22 protein-coding genes are annotated in these 23,106 nt (G+C 68.9%); 11 read left to right on the forward strand and 11 right to left on the reverse strand.

What is annotated here, in order from left to right; translation table 11 throughout:
* Positions 1-6 precede the first annotated feature (6 nt).
* The 10 genes from GVY41_RS01560 to GVY41_RS01605 are packed head-to-tail and all read right to left on the reverse strand — an operon-like array spanning position 7 to position 6,761.
* Positions 7-288, reverse strand: a complete 282-nt coding sequence (locus tag GVY41_RS01560) for a HypC/HybG/HupF family hydrogenase formation chaperone (RefSeq protein WP_161342694.1) — start codon at positions 286-288, stop codon at positions 7-9.
* Between the two features lie 3 nt (positions 289-291).
* Positions 292-1,767, reverse strand: a complete 1,476-nt coding sequence (locus GVY41_RS01565; RefSeq protein ID WP_161342696.1) for a sigma-54-dependent transcriptional regulator — start codon at positions 1,765-1,767, stop codon at positions 292-294.
* Positions 1,764-2,621, reverse strand: coding sequence for a hydrogenase nickel incorporation protein HypB (hypB, locus tag GVY41_RS01570; protein WP_161342698.1), 858 nt, complete (start codon positions 2,619-2,621; stop codon positions 1,764-1,766). The genes GVY41_RS01565 and hypB overlap by 4 nt, the downstream gene beginning before the upstream one ends.
* On the reverse strand, positions 2,621-2,962 hold the full coding sequence (gene hypA, locus GVY41_RS01575) for a hydrogenase maturation nickel metallochaperone HypA (RefSeq protein WP_161342700.1): 342 nt from the start codon (positions 2,960-2,962) through the stop codon (positions 2,621-2,623). Before hypA ends, hypB begins: the two co-directional genes overlap by 1 nt.
* Entirely contained in the window at positions 2,955-3,815 is an 861-nt protein-coding gene (locus GVY41_RS01580) for a hydrogenase expression/formation protein HupK (RefSeq protein WP_161342702.1), read from the reverse strand. The genes hypA and GVY41_RS01580 overlap by 8 nt, the downstream gene beginning before the upstream one ends.
* Positions 3,812-4,570, reverse strand: a complete 759-nt coding sequence (hybE, locus tag GVY41_RS01585) for a [NiFe]-hydrogenase assembly chaperone HybE (RefSeq protein WP_161342704.1) — start codon at positions 4,568-4,570, stop codon at positions 3,812-3,814. Before hybE ends, GVY41_RS01580 begins: the two co-directional genes overlap by 4 nt.
* Positions 4,567-5,400, reverse strand: coding sequence for a hydrogenase expression/formation protein (locus GVY41_RS01590; RefSeq protein ID WP_161342706.1), 834 nt, complete (start codon positions 5,398-5,400; stop codon positions 4,567-4,569). The genes hybE and GVY41_RS01590 overlap by 4 nt, the downstream gene beginning before the upstream one ends.
* Positions 5,401-5,409: 9 nt before the next feature.
* Entirely contained in the window at positions 5,410-5,829 is a 420-nt protein-coding gene (locus GVY41_RS01595; RefSeq protein WP_161342708.1) for a thioredoxin domain-containing protein, read from the reverse strand.
* Positions 5,830-5,832: 3 nt separating this feature from the next.
* A complete protein-coding gene (locus tag GVY41_RS01600; protein WP_161342710.1) occupies positions 5,833-6,153 on the reverse strand; it encodes a HypC/HybG/HupF family hydrogenase formation chaperone in 321 nt (106 codons plus the stop codon).
* A complete protein-coding gene (locus GVY41_RS01605; protein ID WP_161342712.1) occupies positions 6,153-6,761 on the reverse strand; it encodes a HyaD/HybD family hydrogenase maturation endopeptidase in 609 nt (202 codons plus the stop codon). Before GVY41_RS01605 ends, GVY41_RS01600 begins: the two co-directional genes overlap by 1 nt.
* A 298-nt stretch (positions 6,762-7,059) precedes the next feature.
* On the opposite strand from GVY41_RS01605, the gene GVY41_RS01610 reads away from it, so the two are divergent.
* From GVY41_RS01610 to GVY41_RS01655, 11 genes are all read left to right on the forward strand, one after another.
* Positions 7,060-8,388, forward strand: a complete 1,329-nt coding sequence (locus GVY41_RS01610; RefSeq protein ID WP_161342714.1) for a sensor histidine kinase — start codon at positions 7,060-7,062, stop codon at positions 8,386-8,388.
* Positions 8,385-9,371 carry an NADH-quinone oxidoreductase subunit B family protein gene (locus tag GVY41_RS01615; protein ID WP_161342716.1) on the forward strand — a complete coding sequence of 329 codons (987 nt, stop codon included), beginning with the start codon at positions 8,385-8,387 and terminating at the stop codon, positions 9,369-9,371. The genes GVY41_RS01610 and GVY41_RS01615 overlap by 4 nt, the downstream gene beginning before the upstream one ends.
* Complete coding sequence (locus tag GVY41_RS01620; RefSeq protein WP_161342718.1) at positions 9,368-10,792, forward strand: nickel-dependent hydrogenase large subunit; 1,425 nt, start codon at positions 9,368-9,370, stop codon at positions 10,790-10,792. Before GVY41_RS01615 ends, GVY41_RS01620 begins: the two co-directional genes overlap by 4 nt.
* 7 nt (positions 10,793-10,799) lie before the next feature.
* On the forward strand, positions 10,800-13,037 hold the full coding sequence (hypF, locus tag GVY41_RS01625) for a carbamoyltransferase HypF (protein WP_161342720.1): 2,238 nt from the start codon (positions 10,800-10,802) through the stop codon (positions 13,035-13,037).
* A gap of 203 nt (positions 13,038-13,240) precedes the next feature.
* Positions 13,241-14,326, forward strand: coding sequence for a hydrogenase small subunit (locus GVY41_RS01630; RefSeq protein ID WP_161342722.1), 1,086 nt, complete (start codon positions 13,241-13,243; stop codon positions 14,324-14,326).
* 3 nt (positions 14,327-14,329) lie between these two features.
* Positions 14,330-16,123 carry a nickel-dependent hydrogenase large subunit gene (locus tag GVY41_RS01635; protein ID WP_161342724.1) on the forward strand — a complete coding sequence of 598 codons (1,794 nt, stop codon included), beginning with the start codon at positions 14,330-14,332 and terminating at the stop codon, positions 16,121-16,123.
* 13 nt (positions 16,124-16,136) lie between these two features.
* Positions 16,137-16,709, forward strand: a complete 573-nt coding sequence (locus tag GVY41_RS01640; RefSeq protein ID WP_161342726.1) for a HupE/UreJ family protein — start codon at positions 16,137-16,139, stop codon at positions 16,707-16,709.
* Between the two features lie 4 nt (positions 16,710-16,713).
* Entirely contained in the window at positions 16,714-17,466 is a 753-nt protein-coding gene (gene cybH, locus GVY41_RS01645) for a Ni/Fe-hydrogenase, b-type cytochrome subunit (RefSeq protein WP_161342728.1), read from the forward strand.
* A 241-nt stretch (positions 17,467-17,707) separates the two neighbouring features.
* The gene (locus tag GVY41_RS20470) at positions 17,708-18,589 is read left to right on the forward strand and encodes an aldehyde dehydrogenase family protein (RefSeq protein WP_268234486.1); all 882 of its coding nucleotides are present in this window, start codon (positions 17,708-17,710) and stop codon (positions 18,587-18,589) included.
* Complete coding sequence (locus GVY41_RS20475) at positions 18,586-19,119, forward strand: aldehyde dehydrogenase family protein (protein WP_268234484.1); 534 nt, start codon at positions 18,586-18,588, stop codon at positions 19,117-19,119. The genes GVY41_RS20470 and GVY41_RS20475 overlap by 4 nt, the downstream gene beginning before the upstream one ends.
* A gap of 4 nt (positions 19,120-19,123) precedes the next feature.
* Positions 19,124-20,704, forward strand: a complete 1,581-nt coding sequence (locus GVY41_RS01655; RefSeq protein ID WP_161342730.1) for a GMC family oxidoreductase — start codon at positions 19,124-19,126, stop codon at positions 20,702-20,704.
* Positions 20,705-20,832: 128 nt separating this feature from the next.
* On the opposite strand, the gene GVY41_RS01660 is transcribed toward GVY41_RS01655, so the two are convergent.
* A complete protein-coding gene (locus GVY41_RS01660; protein WP_161342732.1) occupies positions 20,833-23,046 on the reverse strand; it encodes a response regulator in 2,214 nt (737 codons plus the stop codon).
* Positions 23,047-23,106 lie beyond the last annotated feature (60 nt).

The raw sequence follows: 23,106 nt of genomic DNA on the forward strand, positions 1-23,106 counted from the left end.
GGGCGGTCATGCCAGCGCCTCGTCAGCGGCGGCCATCTGGTCCAGCGCCTCCTGCGCCTCGCCCAGATCGCGCAGCGCCTCCAGCGTTCGCGCGGCCTCGTCCTCGTCGATCAGGCTCATGGCGAAGCCGACATGGATCAGCGTCCACGCCCCCACCAGCGCCTCCAGATCATTGCCCGCGACGCAGGCCACGTTCACCTCGCGCCGCACGCCCGACACCTCGGCCATCGCCATCAGGCGGGCCGCATCGGTGATGGCGATGATCTTGCCGGGAATGCCCAGACACATGGCTCAGTCCTCCTCTTCGTGCAGATGCCCCGAAGGGTCCATGATGCCGTAACGGTCCAGCTTGGCGCGAAGGCCCACGCGGCTGAGCCCCAACTCCACCGCGGCGCGGCTCTTGTTCCAGCGGTGCCGCGTCAGCGTCTCGCGCAGGATGCGCATCTCGATCAGCTCCACCCGGTCTTTCAGCGTGCCATCCGCCACCAGCACCGACTGCGCCACCCGGTCGGCGCCGTTTTCCGATGGCATCGCCTGCAGGATCGGGCGGCTGATCAGCTCGGCCCCCAGCACCGGCGATTGCGCGAAGATCAGCATCCGCGTCACCTCGTTGTAGAGCTCGCGCAGGTTGCCGGGCCAGTCATAGCCTTCGAGGAACTCCAGCGCCGCGGGGGAAAAGCCATGTGCCGCCTTGCCATGCGCGGCCGCAAGGTCCGACAGGAAATGCTGCGCCAGAAGGGCGATGTCGCCGCGCCGGGCCCGCAGCGGCGGCAGCGGCAGCTCCGTCACCGCCAGCGCGTAATAGAGGTCCAGCCGGAAGCGGCCATCGGCCACCCGCGCGGGCAGGTCGGCGCCCGCCCCGGCAATCAGCCGCAGGTTGGTTGTCAGCACCTCCTGCCCGCCAAGCGGGCTGAAGCTGCCTTCCTCGACCAGCCGCCACAGCGCCAGTTGCAGCGCCGGAGAGGCATGTTCCACCCCCTCCACGAACAGCGTGCCGCGGTCGGCCTTCTGCACCAGCCCGATCTTGTTCACCCCGCCCGGCAGGATGCCGCGCTTGGCGCCGAACAGCTCGACCATCGCCAGATCCTCGGGCAGGCCGGCCAGGTTCAGCGCGTGGAACGGCTTGTCCGACCGCAACGAGCCATAATGCATCGCCCGCGCCAGCCGCGCCCGCCCGGTGCCGGCCTCGCCCAGAAGCAGCACCGGCACGTCGAAGCTGGCAAAGTGCCGGGCGGTGTCGATCAGCGCATTCATCGGGCTTTGCGGGCTGCGCAGCAGGCTTTCGAACCCCATCCCCTCGCGCAGCGCGGCGCGGCGCTTTTCCAGCTTGCTCTGGCTGGTCGTGGCCAGAAATCGCATCTCCAGCGCCATGCGCTCATTCTCGCGCGCCAGCTGGAACAGCTTGGCGCCGTTGCGGGCCGACATCAGCAGCTGGTCGGGATGCCAGGGCTTGTTGATGAACTGGTGGATGCCGGCATCGTTGATCGCCTGCGCCATCGCCGCAGGGTCGGTGTAGCCGGTGATGATGATCCGCACCACATCGGGCCAGCGGTCGCGCAGCTCGGTCAGGAACTCCACGCCGGTGCGGCCCGGCATCCGCTGGTCGCAGATCACCACCTGCACCCAGTCCTCCTCCATCTTCGCCAGCGCGGTGGCCGCGTCGGCGGCGGTGAGGCAGTCGAACTCATCCTCCAGCGCCATGCGCATGGCCGAGAGCGAATGCGGCTCGTCATCGACCAGCAAGATGGTGGGCTGCGGGCTGGTCATGCCGCCTTCTCCGCCAGCCTTGTGCGCAGCCAGTCCAGCCAGGCCGCCATCCCCTCGCCGGTGCGGGCCGACAGGCGCAGGATCTCGATATCCGGGTTCACCCGGCGCAGGTTCGCCTCGTAGAGGTCCATATCCACGTCGCAATGCGGGGCGAGGTCGGTCTTGTTCAGGATCGCCAGCCGGGCGGCGGTGAACATGTCGGGATATTTCAGCGGCTTGTCCTCGCCTTCGGTCACCGACAGGATCGCCACCTTGGCATCCTCGCCAAGGTCGAAACCGGCGGGGCAGACCAGATTGCCGACATTCTCGATGAACAGGTACGATCCCGGCCGCGGGCGCAGCGCATCCACCGCGTGCCCGACCATGGCCGCATCCAGATGGCAGCCCTTGCCGGTGTTGATCTGGATCGCCCGCGCCCCGCTGGCGCGGATGCGGTCTGCGTCGGCGCTGGTCTGCTGGTCGCCCTCGATCACCGCCAGCGGCGCCTCGCCAAGCGCCTCGATGGTCCGGCACAGCAGCGTCGTCTTGCCCGACCCGGGCGAGGAGACAAGGTTCAGCGCCAGCACCCCAAGCGCCGTCAGCACCCGGCGGTTGGAGGCGGCGAGCGCGTCGTTCTTGGCAAGGATCGAGGTTTCCACCTCGATCAGCCGCGCCTGGGTCATGCCGGGGACCGACACGCCCGCCGCGCCGGTGCCATAGTGGTGGTGCCCGGCCTGCACATGCGGGAAGGGCAGGGCTGCTGGCTGGAACGCGGGCGCATGGGAATGGGCCAGCCCAAGGCGGTGCGCCTCGTCATGGCTGATCGGCTTGCCATCCGCCGTCACCGTATCGCCGCATCCGCAGACCGTGCACATCAGACCACCTCCATATCCTTGATCCGCATCTCGTCGCCCCCCTGCGGGATCAGCTTTCCGCCACCGCAGATCGGGCAGGCGTCCAGCCGGTGGGCGATCTCCACGGTCGTTGCGCAATCATAGCAAAGCGCCTGCCCGGGCAGGTCGATCATCTCCAGCCGCGCGCCCTCGGCCGGGCTGCCACGCATCACCACGTCGAAGGCAAACTCCAGCGCCGGTTTCTCGGCCCCGGCAAAGCGCCCGATCTCCAGCCGCAGCACAGTGACGCGGGCGAAGCCATGGGCGCGGGCCTGATCCTCGACGATGCTGCGGATGCCCTCGGCAAGGCTCATCTCATGCATGGCAGGGCTCCGCCAGCGTGACCGGGATGCACGGATCGTGCAGCGCAATTAGCCGCAGGGCCAAGTCGGGGCGCTGCGCGGGAAGGCCTGCCAACGCCTGCTCCAGCGCGCCGCCGGGGGCAAGCTGGTGGTCGGTCGGGGTGACGCGCAGCATGGTTGTCACCCTCCCGTCCGACTGGTCCAGCCGCAGCGCATAGGCACCGCGGGCCGCTTGCACAATGGCGGTGCCACCCGGCAGGCAGCGGGGCGCGGGCAGCTGGCCCGCCAGCGCGGCCTCAAGGTCCGCCAGCATCCCCAGATAGCGCCAGAGCGGGCTGCGGCCCTGATCCGCCTCGATGGCCCGCAGCAGCGGATGCGCCGCCTGCCGCCCCGCCGGGGAGTTCTCGAAGGCTCCGGTCTGGGTGCCCTGCGGCGCAGGCAAGGGGCGGCAGACCGCCATGCCCGCGGAGAAGCTCTGGACCACAGCGCGCGCCAGTTCGGCGGCGGGAAGATCGGAGGTAAGCCAGCCCGAAAGCTCACCCACATTGCGGGGCAGGTGGCCCGCCGGGCCGAAGACCCCCGCCACATCGGGCCGCAGCGGGGCCATGCCAAAGGCCCTGCGCAGGGTCACGAAGATCCGGGCGAGGTGGTCGCGGATCACCTCGGCCCCGGGATCGCCCTCGCAGGGCAGGCCAAGCGCCAGGCAGGCGGCGGTGGACTGCGCCATCCGGCACAGGTTGTACAGCCGCGGCAAAAGTGCCGCCACCTCCTCCACCGGCCGGCCAATGACAAGCGCAGCCAGATCCGGGCCCGGCTGGCGGTCGATCCGCCACCCCGTTCTGCCCGCAAGGATCTGCGCCGCGCCGAGGGTCATTCGCCAAGGCCCCCGGTGATCAGCTTGCGGCGCGAGGGCGCCAGGTCGGGTTCCGCCACCGGCGCCAGCTCCGCCTCGCGCAGCGCGCGGATGTCGGCAGCGCGGTCGGTCTCGGCGCGGTTCTCGACACGGAACAGTTCGCCCATCGCCGCGCGGGCCACCTCCACCGCCTGCAACTGGCTGGTGAAATCGCCCATGGGCGAGAACAGCGCGCAGGCCATGTAGGGCCCCACCATCTCGCGCGCGGCGTGCATGAATTCATACGCGCCCGAGGGGAAGGTGACCGTCTCCTTCGTGCCGACCTTCAGCACGGCGCGTTCCGGCCCCGGCAGCAGCACGAGGTTCATGAACCACGGCGCCACGAGGACGCCCAGAAAGCCACCCTCATAGGGCTGGAACCCCACCGCCTGCACATGCAGCGCCTGGTTGACCATCGGCAGGTCGCGCATCCGCGAATGGAACACCTCGGTGAAATCCGCGACCAGCGCCTTCGTGCGCGCCTCCATCTCTGCCATCACCGCGGCCGAGGGCGCGCCCGGATCCTCGCGCACCAGGAACTGCGCGCGGGGGGCAGAGCAGCCGGGGCAGGACCAATCGTCCGGCAGGTCCAGAAAGGCGGTGCCGGGCATCACCTGCCGGGTGTCATCGCCCATCGCCGGGTCATAGGGCGTCCAGCAGATCTTGCATTCCATGATCGCCAGCGAACTGATCTTGTCCGCCGCGCCCAGAAAGCTGCCCTCGAAGCCCGGGGTCATCGGATCGCCTCGATCACGTCGCGGATGCGGATGGCGCTGTCGGCAAGGTCTTCGGCGGCGGCCAGCGCCACCTCGGGCATCTCGCAGACCTCGTAGGTATCGAGGATCAGCGCATCCATCGAGTTGAAGAACTGCACCTTCCAGACATGCGCCTGCGCGCAGGAGGTGACGCGGCAATTGCCATAGCCGCGCGACAGGATGGTGACCGCGCCTTCCCCCAAAGCCTCGGACAGCCAGACCAGATCCTCGGGCGTGTGCGGCAGCAGCGAGAGGTTCACGACATGGGCGATCTCGCCGGCGCGGCGGGACAGCGACTTGTCCACCAGCTCGGCCAGCAGGGCAGGGGCGTTCGCCAGCCCCGGAATGCGCTTGGCCAGCACGCCGATGGCCGGGCTGTGGGGCAGGTGGGCGCGGCTCAGCGACAGCGTCGGCACGGGCGCGATTTCCACCACATCCATCCCGGCGGCCAGCAGCATCCAGACGCCTGCGAAGACGCTTTCCTGCACCATCACCGCCGGCAGGCCGCGGATCTTCATCGACACCTCACCCTGCCCCAGCGCATCGGCCATCACCTTGCGCGCCGCGGGCGAGAGCGTGGCCAGATCGAAGCTGACCGCCGGTGCCCCCTGTGCCACCACCTCGCAGGCCACGGCCATCTCGGCCAGCATCGCCAGCGTCTCGGCCAGCGCGGCGATGTCAGCCGCATCGGGGATATGCGGCGAATAGGTCCGCATCCCGGACGGCATCGGCAGGTATTGCAGCTCTCCCTCCGGGTCGGGCTGCGAGCCGGGGCCAAAGCCGGTGGGCGGAAGCGTGAAGGGCGAAACCATGATCAGACCTCAGGCGGCTTTGAGCGACAGGAAATGGGTGATGCGGGCAAGGTAGTCGGACCAGTCGCGCACCTTCTCGACCGCGCCCAGATACTCGGGCCCACGGAAGAACAGCAGGCCCGGGGTCTTCAGCGCGCGGTATCGCTCGCGCAGCGCCGCCTCGATGGCATCGTCCACCACCGCGCAGTCGAAGGCGTTCTGGAAGGCCAGCCGCAGTTCCGGCAGGATCACCGCGGCGTCGGCGGTTTCCAGATTGCGGCGCGGATCGCCGGGCACGAACAGGCAATGCACACCGGGCCGGGCCAGAAACTCGGCGACATCATGGGCCGAGTGCAGGCGGGGATAGTGGAACTCCGCCTCCAGCCGCGCGATCAGCGGGTGGATCGTGGCGGCGGGCGGCAGGTCGTGGTCGTGCGCATGGTCATGCATGGGTCACCCTGTGGCTTGGCCCGCGTCCAGCGCGGCCTGAAGATGGGGGGGCAGCGTCGGCGTGCGGGCATCCAGATCGGCAAAGGCATCGCCGTGATCGCCGCCCGCCATGATCCGCGACAGGCCGTCGAGCGCCTTGAGGATCAGCAGCGCCTCTGCCTCGGGCAGGATCTCACGCGCGGTCCCGAGGAAGCCGAGCACCCAGTCGCCGACGCGCGCATCTGGCAGCAGCGACAGGTCCAGAATTTGGGGCGTGCCCCTGTCGCTGCCGTGGCCGACGATGCCGTCGATGGCGGTCAACTGCATCGGGATGCCGACGCACATCACCGCGCCCCGGGGAAGAAGCGGTCATCGCCAAGCCGGCAGGCCTCTGCCTCGGACGGGCGGCCCGCCTCATAGGCGCTGCGGCGGATCGACGGGTCGGCCAGCAGGTCGCTTTCCGTGCGCCCCTCGCTGCAGGGGATGCCCCATTCGGCCAGCACCTCGCGGGCAATCGCCAGCGCCTCGGGGATGCGCGCCGCAACCTGTGGCCGCAGACCGCCGCCGAAATCGTCCAGCTCCACCGGCTGGCAGCCGATCAGCACCATCCGCGCCGGGCAATAGCCCATCAGCTGCGCGGTGGCGATCACGTCCTGAAAGCCGGTCTGGTGCAGGCTCATCTTCTTGGCGCCCATGAAGGCCGGCACCTCGCCATCGCGAATGATCTTCATGGTGCCGGCGGGCAGGCCATAATCGATGGCGTCGAAGACGATCAGCGCATCGGCCTCTTCCAGGAAGGGCAGCAGGTACAGCCCCTGCGTCCCGCCATCCAGCAGCCGCACATTGCCCGGCAGGGCGTGCGTGTCGGCCATCACCTCGACGCAGCGCACGCCAAAGCCCTCATCGGCCCAAAGGACATTCCCGATGCCCAGAATCAAAACTCGCTGCGTCACGGGTCTCCCCCCTCGTGGCTGGTCGGACGGCTTTCACATCCGGCAAGAAGTGAGAGTATGGTTTTCACCGGCATCTGGAAGCAAAATGCGATTGCAGGCACATTTTGTGCAGGGCGTTGAAATCACGCAGGAACCTACCAAAATCGCAGGCTTTTCAGGGGCAAGGGCTGCAAAGCGGCTTATCCATCCGGCGCGAAATCTGGAAAGAAACCCACCAGCAGCGCCGCCCCAAGCGCCCCGATCCCGGCCCCGCGGATTTCCCTTTCCATGACCGGGGGCGGCTTCTAGCATTCGGCGCATGGCAACCCTCGACACCCCCATCAGCCACGAGCGGCCCCAGCATTTCTCCGATGACGCCTGGCTGGATGTGCTGCAGGCGATGGACCGGACCTATGCCGATCTGGTCGGCTACCAGGAGCGGCTGGAGCGCCAGAATGCCGAGCTGGAGGAGATGCGCACCTTCCTGACCGCGATCCTGTCCTCGGTGTCCGATGTGCTGATCGTGGCCGACCGGGCGGGGCGGATCGCGCGCTTCAGCCAGTCCTGCGCCGACCTCACCGGCCGCCCCGCCGCGCAGGTCCTGGGCGAGCCCCTGGCCGAGATGTTCGCGCCGGATGAAAAGGCCATCGTCACCGCCATGCTGCAAACGGTCCGCGACCGGCGGCGCACCAGCAGCTTCGAGGCGAACCTGTTGACCGCGGCGGGGGTGGAGCCGCTGGACATCTCCATCGCGCCGCGGCTCGATGACCGGGGCCGGGTCGATGGCTTCGTGCTGACCGGCCGGCCGCTGGGGGCGCTGCGCACCGCCTATGCCAAGCTCAGCGCCGGGCATGACGCGCTGAAGACCGCGCAGGCGCAGCTGGTGCGCAATGAAAAGCTGGCCTCGCTTGGCCGGCTTCTGGCTGGGGTCGCGCATGAGCTGAACAACCCGATCAGCTTCGTCTATGCCAATACCCATGCGCTGGAACGCTATGCCGGCAAGTTCGAGACCTATTTCGCCCGCGTGCAGGACGGCGCCAGCCGCGAGGAGCTGATCGCGCTGCGCCGCGACCTGCGGCTGGACCGCGAGGTGGCGAACCTGCGCGACGCCATCGAGGGCGCCCGTGACGGGGCAGAGCGGGTGCGCGACATTGTCGAGGATCTGCGGCGGCTGTCCTCGGACGGGTCGGGAGAGAAGCTGGTGTTCGATCTGGCCGAAACCGTGCGCATCGCCGCCAGCTGGGTGATGCGCGGGATGAAGCAGCCGGTGACGCTGGAGATGGGGGTGATGGAGCCGGCCCCCGTGCTGGGAAGGGCGGGCCATGTGCAGCAGGTGGTGATGAACCTCGTGCAGAACTCCGTCGATGCGCTGGAGGGGCGGGCGGACGGGTGCATCCGCCTGTCGGTGCAGGCGCTGGCCGGGCAGGCGGTGCTGACGGTGGCCGACAATGGCCCGGGCATCCCCGGCGACCTGCGCGCCGCGGTGTTCGACCCGTTCTTCACCACCAAGCCGGTCGGGCGCGGCACCGGGCTTGGCCTGTCGATCAGCCACAAGATCGCCGAGGAACATGGCGGCAGCCTGACCCTGTGCGAGGTTGCGGACGGCGCATGCTTCAAGCTCTCGCTGCCGATGGGGGCCGCGCCATGACTACGCTGCTCTGGCTCCAGGCCTCGGGCTGCGGCGGCTGCACAATGTCGCTGCTTTGCGCCGAAAGCCCGGGCGTGCTGGACCTTCTGGCCGATGCCGGCATCCGCCTGCTGTGGCACCCTGCGCTGTCGGTCGAAACCGGGGCCGAGGCGCGGGCCATCCTGCAGGACGTGGCCGAGGGGCGCATCCCGCTCGATATCCTCTGTGTGGAGGGCGCCATCGCCCGCGGCCCCGCCGGCACCGGGCGGTTCCAGATGCTGTCCGGCACCGGGCACAGCCTGATGCACTGGGTCGGCCTGATTGCCGAGCGCGCGCGGCATGTGGTGGCCGTGGGCACCTGCGCCGCCTATGGCGGGGTCACGGCGGCGGGGGGCAACCCCACCGATGCCGTGGGCCTGCAATATGACGGCGCCCATTCCGGCGGGCTGCTGCCGCCCGACTGGCGCAGCGGCTCGGGCGGGCCGGTGATCAACGTCGCCGGTTGCCCGACGCATCCGGGCTGGGTGACCGAAACCCTGATGATGCTGGCCGCGGGTGACGCGCTGGCGCTTGATCCCTATGCCCGCCCGCGCTTCTACGCCGACCATCTGGTGCATCACGGCTGCCCGAAGAACGAGTTCTACGAATACAAGGCCAGCGCGCGCGATCTGTCGGAAATCGGCTGCATGATGGAGAATCTCGGCTGCATCGGCACCCAGGCGGTGGGCGATTGCAACATCCGCCCCTGGAACGGCGAGGGCAGCTGCACCCGCGGCGGCTATCCCTGCATCAACTGCACCGCGCCCCAGTTCGAGGACCCCAGCCACGCCTTTGTCGAGACCCCCAAGATTGCCGGCATCCCGGTGGGCCTGCCGACCGACATGCCCAAGGCCTGGTTCATGGCGCTGGCCTCGCTGTCGAAGGCCGCGACACCGCCGCGCATCGGGGCCAATGCCCATGCCGACCGGGTGATCGTGCCACCGACGCTGAGGAAGCCGCGATGACCGAAGCGCGGCTGGTGGTCGGCCCCTTCAACCGGGTCGAGGGCGATCTGGAGGTGACGCTGGACGTGGCCGACGGCCGCGTGACGCGGGCGCAGGTCAACGCGCCGCTCTATCGCGGGTTCGAACGGATGCTGGAGGGGCGCGATCCCCGCGACGCGCTGGTCATCACGCCGCGGATCTGCGGCATCTGCTCGATCAGCCAGTCGGCCGCCGCCGCCCGGGCGCTTGGCGCGGCGATGGGGCTGCAGCCCACTCCGCAGGGCGCGCTGGCGGCGGCGCTGATCCATGCGGCCGAGAATGTGGCGGACCACCTGACGCATTTCCACCTGTTCTTCATGCCCGACTTCGCCCGCCCCGCCTATGCCACCCGCCCCTGGCACGGTCGCACGGTGGAGCGGTTCACAGCGATGGAGGGCAGCGCGCAGCGCGAGGCGGTGAAGGCGCGGGCGGAGCTTTTGCATGTCATGGGACTGCTGGCCGGGAAGTGGCCGCACACGCTGGCGATCCAGCCCGGCGGCGTGACCCGTGCGCCGGGCCCGCGCGAAAAGGCGCGGCTGGCGGCCACCCTGCGCGCCTTTCGCCGTTATCTGGAAACGGTGGTCTTCGGCGGGCGGCTGGAAGATTTCGACGCGCTGGACAGCACCGCCGCGCTGATGCGCTGGCCGGGCGGCGATGTCGCCCTGTTCCTTGAGATTGCCGCCGATCTGGACCTGCAATCGCTCGGCCGCGGCGCGGGCCGCTACCTCTCCTTCGGCGCCTATCCCACCGAAGACGGCCGCGCCTTCGCCGCCGGCACCTGGGCGGCGGGTGTCCTGGCTCCGGTCGCGCCCGAGGCGATCCGCGAGGATCTGAGCCACGCCTGGATGCAGGGCTCGGTGGCGCACCCCCTGCAGGGCGTGACCGAACCGGATGAGACGATGGCCGCCCCCGGCTACAGCTGGTGCAAGGCCCCGCGCCTGTCGGGCCAGCCGATGGAGGTGGGCGCGCTGGCGCGGCAGGTGGTCGATGGGCATCCGCTGGCGCTGTCCTTGGCCGCAGAGGGCGGCGTGCTCGCCCGGGTCGGCGCGCGGCTGCTGGAACTGGCGCGCACGCAGGTGGTGATGGAGCGGCTCGTAGAGGGCCTGACCCCCGGCGCCAGCTTCATGGCGCAAGGCACGATGCCCCGGCACGGCACCGGCGCGGGGCTGGTCGAGGCGGCGCGCGGCGCGCTTGGCCATTGGATCCGCATCGAGAATGGCCGCATCGCCGGCTATCAGATCATCGCGCCGACCACCTGGAACTTCAGCCCCCGCGATGAGGGCGGCGCCCCCGGCCCGCTGGAGGCGGCGCTGGAGGGGGTGGCGGTGGAGGGCGAGGTGCCGCTGGCCGTGCAGCATGTGGTGCGCAGCTTCGATCCCTGCATGGTCTGCACGGTACATTAGGCCGGGTATGGGGGGCATTTCCATCCGGGTGCGCGGGCAGGTGCAGGGGGTGGGGTTCCGCCCCTTCATCTGGCAGCTTGCGCAAGAGATGGGCCTGCGCGGCCGGGTGCTGAATGATCCCGAGGGCGTGCTGATCGAGGTCGCGGGCGCGCGAACCGAGGCCTTCGTCGCGGCCATCTCCGCCCGCGCGCCGAAGCTGGCCCGGGTGGATGCGGTGGAGGTGTCGCCCTTCTCGGGCGCGCTGCCCGACGGCTTCGAGATCGCCCCCAGCCGCGGCCGCGGCGCCGAGACGCGCGTGACGCCCGATGCCGCAACCTGCCCCGATTGCGCCGCGGAGATCCGCCAGCCGGGCCGCCGCCACGCCTATCCCTTCACCAACTGCACCCAATGCGGCCCCCGCTTCAGCATCCTGCACGCGCTGCCCTACGACCGGGCGCAGACGACGATGGCGCCCTTCCTCATGTGCCCCGACTGCCGGGCCGAATACGACACCCCCGCCGACCGTCGCTTTCACGCCCAACCCATCGCCTGCCCCGCCTGCGGCCCGCGCCTGTGGTATGAGGCGGCGGGGCAGGCGCAGCCCGGTGACCCCATCGCCCTCGCCGCCTCTTGCCTGCGGGCAGGCGGCACCCTTGCTGTGAAGGGCCTCGGCGGCTTCCACCTTGCCTGCGATGCCTCGAACCCCGCCGCCCTCGCCCTGCTGCGCGCCCGCAAGCGCCGCCCCGCCAAGCCCTTCGCCCTGATGGCGCGCGAGGGCGATCTGCCGGCGCTGGCGCTGCTGACGGAGGCCGACCTTGCCCTGCTCCGCGATCCGGCCGCGCCCGTGGTTCTGGTCCCCTCGCGCGGGGCGCTGCCCGAGGCCGTGGCTCCGGGCATGTCCAGCCTTGGCGTGATGCTGCCCTACACGCCCTTGCACCACTTGCTGCTGGACGCCATTGCCGGCCCCCTGGTGATGACCTCGGGCAACCTGTCGGGTGAGCCGCAGGTGATCGGCAATGCCGAGGCGCGGGCCAAGCTGGCCACCTTCGCCGATGGCTTCGTGATGCATGACCGCGACATCGCCCGCCGGCTCGACGACAGCGTGGAGCGTGCCAGCCCGCCGATGGTGCTGCGCCGCGCGCGGGGGCGGGTGCCGGGCACGCTGCCGCTGCCGCCGGGCTTTGCGGATGCGCCGCAGGTGCTGGCGCTTGGCGGGCAGATGAAGGGCGCGATCTGCCTGCTGAAACCCGGTCAGGCGCTGCTGGGGCATCATCTGGGCGATCTGGGCGATGCGCTCTGCGCCGATGAGTTCACCAGGGCCATTGCCGACTACACCGCGCTGTTCGACCACCGCCCCGCACTGGTGGCCGTCGATGCCCATCCCGGCTATCGCGCCACTCAAGCCGGCCATGCGATGGGCCTGCCGGTCACAGAGGTCTGGCACCACCATGCCCATCTGGCCGCCTGCCTCGCCGAAAACGGCTGGCCGCTGAAGGGGGGCCGTGTCGCGGGGATCCTCCTCGACGGCTCCGGGCTTGGCCCGGATGGCACGCTCTGGGGCGGCGAGCTGCTGCTGGGGGATTACCACGGCTTTGACCGGCGCGGCGGACTGACGCCCGCGCCGCTGCCCGGCGGCGACCGGGCCGCGCGCGAGCCCTGGCGGAACGCGCTAATGCGGCTGGATCAGGCGGGGCACGCGGACTGGGCCGATGACCTCTTCCCCGAGGCCCCGCGTGACGTCTTGCGGCAGGCGGCGGCGCGGGGCATCAACGCCCCGCTCTCCTCCAGCGCCGGGCGGCTGTTCGATGCGGTGGCGGCGGTGCTGGGGATTTGCCCGACGGCGCAGAGCCATGAGGGCGAGGCCGCGATGCGGCTGGAGGCGCTGGCGGGTCTCTCGCCGAACAGTGGGGCACTCGGGTTTGCCCAGACCGGCCCGCAGATCGACCCCGCGCCGATGTGGGCCGAGATGCGCCGCCAGATGTCGCAAGGCGACCCCGCCGCGCAGATTGCCTGGCAGTTCCACGCCGGGCTCGCCGCCGCCTTCGCGGGCCAGGCCCGCGCGCTGGTGGAGAGCGGCGAGGCCAAGGCCGTCGTCCTGTCTGGCGGCTGCTTCCAGAACGCGCTGCTGCTGGGCCTGACGCTGCGCGCCCTTCAGGGCGTCACCGTCCTGATCCACCGCACCACACCGGCCAATGACGGCGGGCTTGCCCTGGGTCAGGCGGTCATTGCCGCGGCGCGGCATATTGCCCATGCGGAAAGGGACTGACCAGTCTGGCAGAAAGACGGTCAGCGCGCATCCGGTGTCCGGGGGGTACGCGCCGCCCATCTATAAGAAACTGAACAAAAATCCCCGTTGTATGCGACGGCCTATTTTCCTTTGTCCCGCCCCCTTGCCCCTGATCCACTGACACATGGAGAGGTGCGCCATGCGCATCGGGATGCCGTCGACCAAAAAGGGGAGGGCCAGCGTTGAGCCAGATCGAAACCTTCTACGAGGTCATGCGCCGCCAGGGGATCACCCGGCGCAGCTTCATGAAATACTGCTCGCTCACGGCCTCGGCCCTGGGCCTTGGTCCGGCCTTCGTGCCCAAGATCGCCCATGCGATGGAAACGAAACCGCGCACCCCGGTGATCTGGGTCAATGGCCTTGAATGCACCTGCTGCTCGGAAAGCTTCATCCGCGGCGCGCATCCCTTGGCCAAGGATGTGGTCCTGTCGATGATCTCGCTGGATTACAGCCATGTGCTGATGGCCGCGGCAGGCCATGCGGCAGAGGCGGCGCTGGAAGAGGCCATCGAGAAGTACAAGGGCAACTACATCCTTGCCGTCGAAGGCAACCCGCCGCTGAACGAAGACGGGATGTTCTGCATCGTCGGCGGCAAGCCGTTCGTCGAACAGCTCCGCCACGTGGCGGCCGGGGCCAAGGCGATCATCAGCTGGGGGGCCTGCGCCTCCTATGGCTGCGTGCAGGCCGCCAGCCCGAACCCGACCCGCGCCACGCCGGTCCACAAGGTCATCACCGACAAGCCGATCATCAAGGTGCCCGGCTGCCCGCCGATCGCCGAGGTGATGACCGGCGTCATCACCTACATGCTGACCTTCGACCGCCTGCCGGAGCTGGACCGTCAGGGCCGCCCGGCGATGTTCTACGGTCAGCGCATCCATGACAAATGCTATCGCCGCCCGCATTTCGACGCCGGCCAGTTCGTCGAGGCCTGGGACGATGACAATGCCCGCAAGGGCTATTGCCTCTACAAGATGGGCTGCAAGGGGCCGACCACCTACAACGCCTGCTCCACCGTCGGCTGGAACGAGGGCACCAGCTTCCCCATCCAGTCCGGCCACGGCTGCATCGGCTGTTCGGAAGACGGGTTCTGGGATCAGGGCGGCTTCTACAACCGCCTGACCAATATCAAGCAGTTCGGGGTCGAGGCGAATGCCGACCAGGTCGGCATGGCGGCGGCAGGCGTGGTGGGCGGCGCGGTCGCGGTCCATGCGGCTGTCAGCGCCCTGAAGCGCGCCCAGAAGAAGACGCAAGACAAGGTGGAGGGCTGAGCCATGACGATCACAACGCCGAACGGCTTTACCCTTGATACCGCGGGCCAGCGCATCGTGGTCGATCCGGTCACCCGGATCGAAGGCCATATGCGCTGCGAGGTGAACGTGGATGACCAGGGCATCATCCGCAACGCCGTCAGCACCGGCACCATGTGGCGCGGGCTGGAGGTGATCCTGAAGGGCCGCGACCCGCGCGACGCCTGGGCCTTCACCGAACGGATCTGCGGGGTCTGCACCGGCACCCATGCGCTGACGAGCGTGCGCGCGGTCGAGGATGCGCTGGGGATCACCATCCCCGACAACGCCAACTCGATCCGCAACATCATGCAGCTGAACCTGCAGATCCATGATCATATCGTGCATTTCTACCACCTGCACGCGCTGGATTGGGTCAATCCGGTCAATGCCTTGCGGGCCGATCCTAAAGCAACCTCTGAACTGCAGCAGATGGTCAGCCCCAATCACCCGCTCTCCAGCCCCGGGTACTTCCGCGACGTGCAGAACCGGCTGAAGGCTTTCGTGGAAAGCGGCCAGCTTGGCATCTTCAAGAATGGCTATTGGGACAACCCTGCCTATCTGCTGCCGCCCGAAGCCGACCTGATGGCGACGACGCATTATCTGGAAGCACTCGACCTGCAGAAGGAGATCGTGAAGGTCCACACGGTCTTTGGCGGCAAGAACCCGCATCCGAACTGGCTGGTGGGCGGGGTGCCCTGCCCGATCAACGTGCATTCCACCGGGGCCGTCGGCGCGATCAATATCGAGCGGCTGAACCTTGTCTCCTCGATCATCGACAAGTGCATCGAGTTCAACAACAACGTCTATATCCCCGATGTCATCGCCATCGGCGGCTTCTACAAGAACTGGCTCTATGGCGGCGGCCTGTCGGGCAAGTCGGTGCTGGCCTATGGCGACATTCCCGAAAACGCCAATGATTTCAGCCCCGAGCAGTTGCACCTGCCGCGCGGGGCGATCATCAACGGCAATATGAACGAAGTGCTGGATGTCGATGTGCGCGACCCCGAGCAGATCCAGGAATTCGTCGATCACAGCTGGTACGAATACGGCGAGCCGGGCCGCGGCCTGCATCCCTGGGATGGCGAGACCAAGCCGAAATACGAGTTGGGGCCCAACGCCAAGGGCAGCCGCACCAATATCATCGAGATTGACGAGGCGGCGAAATACTCGTGGATCAAGGCCCCGCGCTGGAAGGGCCACGCGATGGAGGTGGGCCCGCTGGCCCGCTATGTCGTCGGCTATGCCAAGGGACATGAGGACATCAGGAACCAGGTCGACGGGCTTCTGGGCACCATGGGCCTGCCGGTGTCGGCCCTGTTCTCGACGCTGGGGCGCACCGCGGCGCGGGCGCTGGAAAGCGAGTATTGCGGGCGGCTGCAGAAGCACTTCTTCGACAAGCTGGTCGCCAACATCAAGAACGGCGACGAAAGCACTGCAAACGTTGCGAAATGGGACCCCTCGACCTGGCCGAAAGAGGCCAAGGGCGTCGGCATGACCGAAGCCCCCCGCGGCGCGCTGGGGCATTGGGTCAAGATCAAGGACGGGCGCATCGAGAATTATCAATGCGTGGTGCCGACCACCTGGAACGGCAGCCCGCGCGATGCGGCCGGCAATATCGGCGCCTTCGAGGCCAGCTTGATGAACACCAAGGTCGAACGCCCCGAGGAGCCGGTGGAGATCTTGCGCACGCTCCACAGCTTCGATCCCTGCCTTGCCTGCTCCACCCATGTGATGTCGCCCGAGGGCCAGGAGCTGGCCAATGTCAAAGTCCGCTGAGCGAGGGATGATCATGAGGAAAACAGCACTTACCGTCGCCGCGGTCCTGATCGCAGGCCCGGCGCTGGCCCATACCGGCCATGGCGACGCCAATGGCTTCCTGCACGGGTTGCAACATCCGCTCTTCGGGGCGGACCATCTGCTGGCGATGCTGGCGGTGGGCCTGTGGTCGGGCTTTGTCCTGCCGCGGCAGTTCTGGGCGGGGGCGGCGGCCTTCATGGCGGCCATGGCCCTCGGCGCCGGCCTGTCTTGGGCGGGCATCGGTTTCGCCGGGGTGGAGCGGGTCATCGTCCTATCCGTCATCGCCTTCGGCCTGCTGACGCTGGTCAGCCGCCGCGGCCAACCCGGCTGGATCACCGGCGCCTCGCTGGTGGCCATTGCCGGGTTCGCCTCGGCCCATGGCCATGCCCATGCGACCGAGGCGGCGGGCAATGCCGCGGCCTATCTGGCGGGCTTCCTGATCTCGACCGCGGCGCTGCATCTGGTGGGCGTTGCCCTCGCCCGCGCGGTCGCGCAGCGCCCCGTGGTGCAGCAGGCGCTTGGCGCGGGGATCGCGCTGTCGGGCCTCTGGCTGATGGCGGGGTGAGGTCATGGCAACCCCCACCACCAACATCGCGGCCCATGAGGTAGCACACGACTTGGCCCCCGAAGACCTTGCCACCGTCAGCCGCCAGACCTCGATCTACGTCTACGAGGCGCCGGTGCGGATGTGGCACTGGATCAACGCCGCGGCGATCGTGGTGCTGTGCATCACCGGCTATTTCATCGGCTCGCCGCTGCCCTCGATGCAGATCGGCGAGGCGACCGACCAGTTCGTCTTCGGCTATATCCGCTTCGCGCATTTCGCGGCCGGCTGGATCCTGACCATCGGCTTTCTGGGCCGGATCTACTGGGCCTTCGTCGGCAACCACCACGCAAGGCAGCTGTTCTACGTGCCGGTCTGGAAGCTGGAGTTCTGGCGCGAGGTCATCTTCGAGATCCGCTGGTACCTGTTCATCGCCAAGGCGCCGAAGAAATACGTGGGCCACAACCCCTTGGCGCAGCTGGCGATGTTCTTCTTCATCACCCTTGGCGTCAGCTTCATGATCGTCACCGGCATGGCGCTTTATGCCGAGGGCGCGCAGCAAGGCAGCCTGACCGACACCCTCTTCGGCTGGGTCCACGGTCTGACCTGGAACAGCCAGCGGCTGCACACGCTGCACCATCTGGGCATGTGGTGGATCGTGATCTTCATGATCGTCCACATCTATGTGGCGATCCGCGAGGATATCATGAGCCGCCAGTCCATCGTCTCGACGATGATCTCGGGGCACCGCACGTTCAAGGACGACCGCGAGGATTGATCCCGCGCGAGGGGGCCGGCGCTGGCCCCCTCTACGGTGGGTGCGTCAACGCGTCAGGGTCCGGCACCGCGCGGCTTCTGTCGGCGCACTTGCCGGGCAGGGGTGTTCCCTGAAACTGTCCTTTCACCGGACTGTCCTTTGGACCTGACGCAGCGTTCCGCTAGGCGCGCGGCACCTTGGTCTGCGAGGCTTGGGCTGCTGCCTGCGTCTGCGGGCGGTGACCACCGGGGGAGGGGGCACGATGACGGGCGGGATGGGGACGGAGGAGAGCCGCGCCGGGGCGGCCTTTGCGGTGCAGGCCGCGGGGGTAGCGGCGCGGCGCAGGGGCTTTGGCCTTGCCGAACGGCGCGAGGCGCTGGACCGGCTGGCGGGGGCGATCCGGCGCAACGAGGCGGCCGTTGTCGCCGCGCTGGCCGCGGATTTTTGCAAGCCCGAGGCCGAGGTCATCCTGACCGAACTGCTGCCGGTGATGCAGGAGCTGCGCCACGCGCGCCGCAACCTGCGGCGCTGGATGCGGCCGCGCCGGGCATGGCCGACGCTGGCGACCCTTGGCACCTCGGCCCGCATCCGGCCCGAGGCGCGGGGCGTATGCCTGATCATCGCGCCGTGGAACTATCCGTTCAGCCTGTGCCTCGGCCCGCTGGTCTCGGCGCTGGCGGCGGGCAACAGCGCGATCCTGAAACCTTCGGAGATGACGCCGGCGACCTCGGCGCTGATTGCGCGGCTGATCGGCGAGGCGTTCTCGCCCGACCTTGTGACGGTTGTCGAAGGCGGCGTGGAGGTGTCCGAGGCGCTGCTGGCGCTGCCCTTCGATCATATCTTCTTCACCGGCAGTCCGGCCGTGGGCAAGATCGTGATGGCCGCCGCGGCCAGGACCCTCGCCTCGGTCACGCTGGAGCTGGGGGGCAAGTCGCCCACCATCGTCGGGGCCAATGCCGACCTGACACAGGCGGCCAAGTGGATCAGCTTCGGCAAGTTCGCCAATGCCGGCCAGACCTGCATCGCGCCCGATCACGTCTTCGTCCATCGCTCCGTCAAGGATGCCTTCCTTGAGGCCTGCGCGCCCGGATCGCCAAGTCCTATGGCGAGGCCGGGGCAAGCCCACATCTGGCGCAGATCGTGAGTGACAAGCATGCGGCGCGGCTGTCAGGCCTGCTGAGCGATGCCCTTGCCAAAGGGGCGCAACTGACGCTCGGCGGCGAGGCGCAGGGCCGCCGCATGGCCCCCACCCTGATCGAGGCGCTGACGCCCGAGATGCGGATCTCAGCGGAGGAAATCTTCGGCCCGATCCTGCCGATCATCGCCTATGACGACATCGCCGAGGTGATCGCCAGGATCAACGCCGGGCCCAAGCCGCTGGCGCTCTATGTCTTCGACAAGGACCGTGCGGGGACAGAGCGGATCATCGCCGCCACCAGTTCGGGCAGCGTCGGCGTCAACCTGACCGTGGCGCAGTTCACCCATACCGGGCTGCCCTTCGGCGGCGTCAACTACTCGGGCATCGGCGCGGCGCATGGCGAATACGGCTTCCGCGCCTTCAGCCATGAGCGGGCGATCCTGACCAACCACGCCTCGGCGCTGCCGCTGGTCTTCCCGCCCTACACGGCGCGGGTCAGGCGGTTGATCGGGCTGGTGAAGCGGTTGCTGGGGTAGGCGCATGTTCGACTATATCATCGTCGGGGCGGGGTCGGCGGGATGCGTGCTGGCGAACCGGCTGTCGGCCGATCCGGGCACACGCGTCTGCCTGATCGAGGCGGGCGGGCGCGACCGCAACCCGCTGATCCACATGCCCCTTGGCCTTGCCGCGATGGCGCGCAACCGGAGGATCAACTGGGCCTTCGACACCGCGCCCGAGCCGGCGCTGAACGGCCGCCGCCTCTATTGGCCGCGCGGCAAGGTTCTGGGCGGATCGAGCTCGATCAACGCGATGATCTACATGCGGGGCCACCCGGCCGATTACGCAGGTTGGGCCGCCGCCGCGGGACCGATGTGGGGTTGGGACCGCGCCCGCGCCCTGTTCCTGCGGATGGAGGGAAACACTGCGCTGGCGGACGCGCATCACGGCACGGATGGCCCGCTGACTGTCAGCGACCTGCGCGAGGTGAACCCGATGAGCCGCGCCTTCGTGCAGGCGGGGGTGGAGTGCCAGTTCCCTCGGAACCGCGATTTCAACGGCGAGAGCCAGGAGGGCGTCGGCCTCTATCAGGTGACGCAGCGCAATGGCCGGCGCTTCAGCGCGGCGCGGGCGTTTCTGGCGCCGGTCCGCCAGCGGCCGAACCTGACCGTCGAGACCGGCGCGCAGGTGGAGCGGGTGCTGTTCCAGGGCCGCCGCGCCATCGGTGTGCGGCTGCAGGGGCGGGACCTGCTGCTGAAGGAGGGCGGCGAGGTGATCCTTGCCGCGGGGGCGGTGAAGTCGCCGCACCTCCTGATGCTCTCGGGGATCGGCCCGGCGGCAGAGCTGGCGCGGCATGGCATCGCGCTGCTGCACGAGGCGCCCGAGGTCGGCGAGAACCTGGCCGACCATCTCGACATCACCGTGATGTCTTGCACCACGGGCCGCGAACCCATCGGCCTCGCCCCCAGCTTCCTGCCGCGCGCCCTGCGCGCCGCCTGGCGCTTCGCCACCAAGGGCACGGGCGAGCTGACCTCGAACGTCGCCGAGGCCGGCGGCTTCGTGCGCTCGGATGCCGGGCGCGACCGGCCCAACCTGCAATTCCACTTCCTGCCCGCCTATCTGCGCGACCACGGGCGGCAGATTTCCTGGGGCTACGGCGTCACGCTGCATGTCTGCGACCTGCTGCCGCAAAGCCGCGGCCGCATCGGGCTGACCAGCGCCGACCCCACGTCTCCACCGCGGATCGAGGCGAATTATCTGGGCCACCCGGACGATATCGGCGTGCTTCTGAACGGGCTGAAGATCGCCCGGCAGGTGATGGCGGCGCCGGCGCTGGCCAGCCGGATCCGGGCCGAGGTGCTGCCGGGGCCCGCAGTGCAGTCGGATGCGGACCTCATCGCCGATATCCGCGCCCGCGCCGAGACCATCTATCACCCGGTCGGCACCTGCCGGATGGGGGCCGACGCCGCCTCTGTCGCCGATCCGCAGGGCCGGGTGCGCGGGGTAGAGGGGCTGCGGGTCGTCGATGCCTCGATCATGCCGGCGATCATCGCGGGCAACACCAATGCCCCGACGATGATGATCGCCGAGAACGTGGCCGACATGATGCTGGGGGTGGAGTGACGCACGGCGCCCCGCCGGCCCCCTCCACCAGGTTCTCTGGCTCGCGCACGTCCCCCTTCTTGCTGGCAGAAATATCCTCCGGGGGTCCGGGGGTGGAAAACCCCCGGCGCCTGCCGCAAGCGCAACCCTCAGGCCTCCATTCCCGCCGGCAGCGGCGGGCGCGCCTCGGGCGGGCAATGCGCGGCGATGCGTTCGGCGATGGCGCTCTTCTTCAGCGGCTTGGTCAGGTAGTGGTCCACCCCGGCCGCCAGGATCGACTCGGCATCCCCCGCCATCGCATGTGCCGTCAGCGCCACGATCGGCACATGCGCGCCGGTGCCGGCCTCGGCGGCGCGGATGGCGCGGGTCGCCTCGCGCCCGTCCATCTCGGGCATGGAGATATCCATGAAGATCAGGTCCGGCTGCCAGCCTTGCCACAGCGCCACTGCCTCGCGGCCATTGCCGGCGAAGTCCAGCGCGATGTCGAACTCCTTCACCATCTTGCGGAAGACCAGCTGATTGGTGCGGTTGTCCTCGGCCGCCAGCACCCGCATCTGCCGCCCCGGTTCTGGCGGGCGTTCGGGCGGTGGCGGCGCGGCCGCGGGCTCGGGCGGAATGCAGGACAGGTCCTGCAAGGTGCGGAACAGCTCGCTGCGCAGCACCGGCTTTTGCATGACCCCCGACAGATCGCCGCCGTCTCCCGCAGCCCCCTGCGCCGCCTCGGGGTCCGAGGTCAGCAGCAGGATCGGGACCCGCATCCCGCCCTCGCGCAACCGCTGCGCCAGATCGAGCCCGCTCATCCCCGGCATCTCATGGTCGGTCAGCACCAGGTCGAACTGCGCGCCGCCCTCGATCACGTGCAACGCCTCGGCGGCGGACCGGCACAGCGTTACCTCCAGCCCGTAGGTTTCCAGCTGCCGTTCCAGGATCACCCGGTTGATCAGCAGGTCATCCACCACCATCGCGCATTTCAACCGGATCGGGGTGGAGGGCTTGTCGATCTCCTCGCGCGGTTCCGCCGGGGTCAGCGGCAGTCGGAAGCCGAAGCAGGACCCCTCACCCAGCACGCTGTCCACCCAGACCGTGCCGCCCATCAGCTCGATCAGCTGCCGGGTGATGGCAAGGCCAAGCCCCGTCCCCTCGAACTTGCGGTTCGAGGCGGACTCCACCTGATTGAACTGGCCGAAGATATGCTCGACATGCTCGGGCGCGATGCCGATCCCGGTATCCTCCACCGTCACATGCAGCTCATAGCTGTCATCCGCCAGCTCGATCCCGACCACCCGCGCCAGCACATGGCCGCGGGCGGTGAACTTCACCGCATTGCCGATGAGGTTGGTCAGCACCTGCCGCATCCGCCCCGGATCGGCGATGAAGCGGGTGGGCAGGAACAGGTCGAAATCGACCAGCAGCTTCAGCCCCTTTTCCCGCGCGGCGGGTTGCAGCAGCAGCATCACCTCATGCAGGCAGCGCTCCAGGTCGAAGGGTTCGGGATACAGCTGCATCCGCTCCGCCTCGATCCGTGAATAGTCCAGCACATCGTTGATGATGGTCAGCAGCGCCTCGCCCGAGGACCGGATGGTTTCGGCATAGAGCCGTTGATCCTCGGTCATCTCGGTCTCGCACAGCAGGTCGGACATGCCGACGACACCGTTCATGGGCGTGCGGATCTCATGGCTCATATTGGCGAGGAAGGCCGACTTGGCGCGGTTCGCCGCCTCCGCCTTGTCGCGCGCCTCCTGCAGGTCTGCCTCGCGCTGGATGGTGGCGGTGATGTCCTGCGTCAGGCAGACCAGATCGCCGTCGCGGCCCCAGCGGTCGATCATGTTGATGTGCCGACCCCCGGGCAGGCGCAGCACACAGGGTTCGATCTGCGCGCGCCGGATGCGGGCCGTCATCTCGTGGTGCCAGTCCAGCGGGTCGCGGCCATCGAGCTCGATCAGCCCGTGCTGCGCGGCGATCTTCAGCACCGCATCATAGGTCACGCCCTGGCTCAGCGCGATCTCGCCCTCGAAAAAGCTCAGCCAGGCACGGTTCGCCGCCACCAGCCGCAGGTCGCCGTCGAAGACCGCAAAGCCGTCGCGCACGGTTTCCAGCGCGTCCCACAGCCGGGTCTGCGCAATCCGCGCCAGCGAGGTCGCGTGTTCAAGGTCCGACAGAACCCTGGTGTTCTGGCCCTTCAGGCTGGCGGCTTCCGACAGCGCCTGCGCCAGCCCCTGCCGCTGTTCCACGATCTGGTCCGACAGCGACCTTGCGTGAAAGGCCAGTTGCTGGTTGGCGGCCTGAAGCTCGCGCTTCTTCTGCTCCAGCAGCCGTTCGGCTGCGAGCCTCGCCCGACGCTCCTTTGCCAGCCGCTCCAGCACGCCGCCCCCGGTTCGAGTTCCGCCGCAGGTTCCGTGCGGCTTTGCTGACCGTCGCCGCTC

It is taken from the genome of Frigidibacter albus (assembly GCF_009908165.1).
GTDB classification, from domain to species: domain Bacteria; phylum Pseudomonadota; class Alphaproteobacteria; order Rhodobacterales; family Rhodobacteraceae; genus Frigidibacter; species Frigidibacter albus.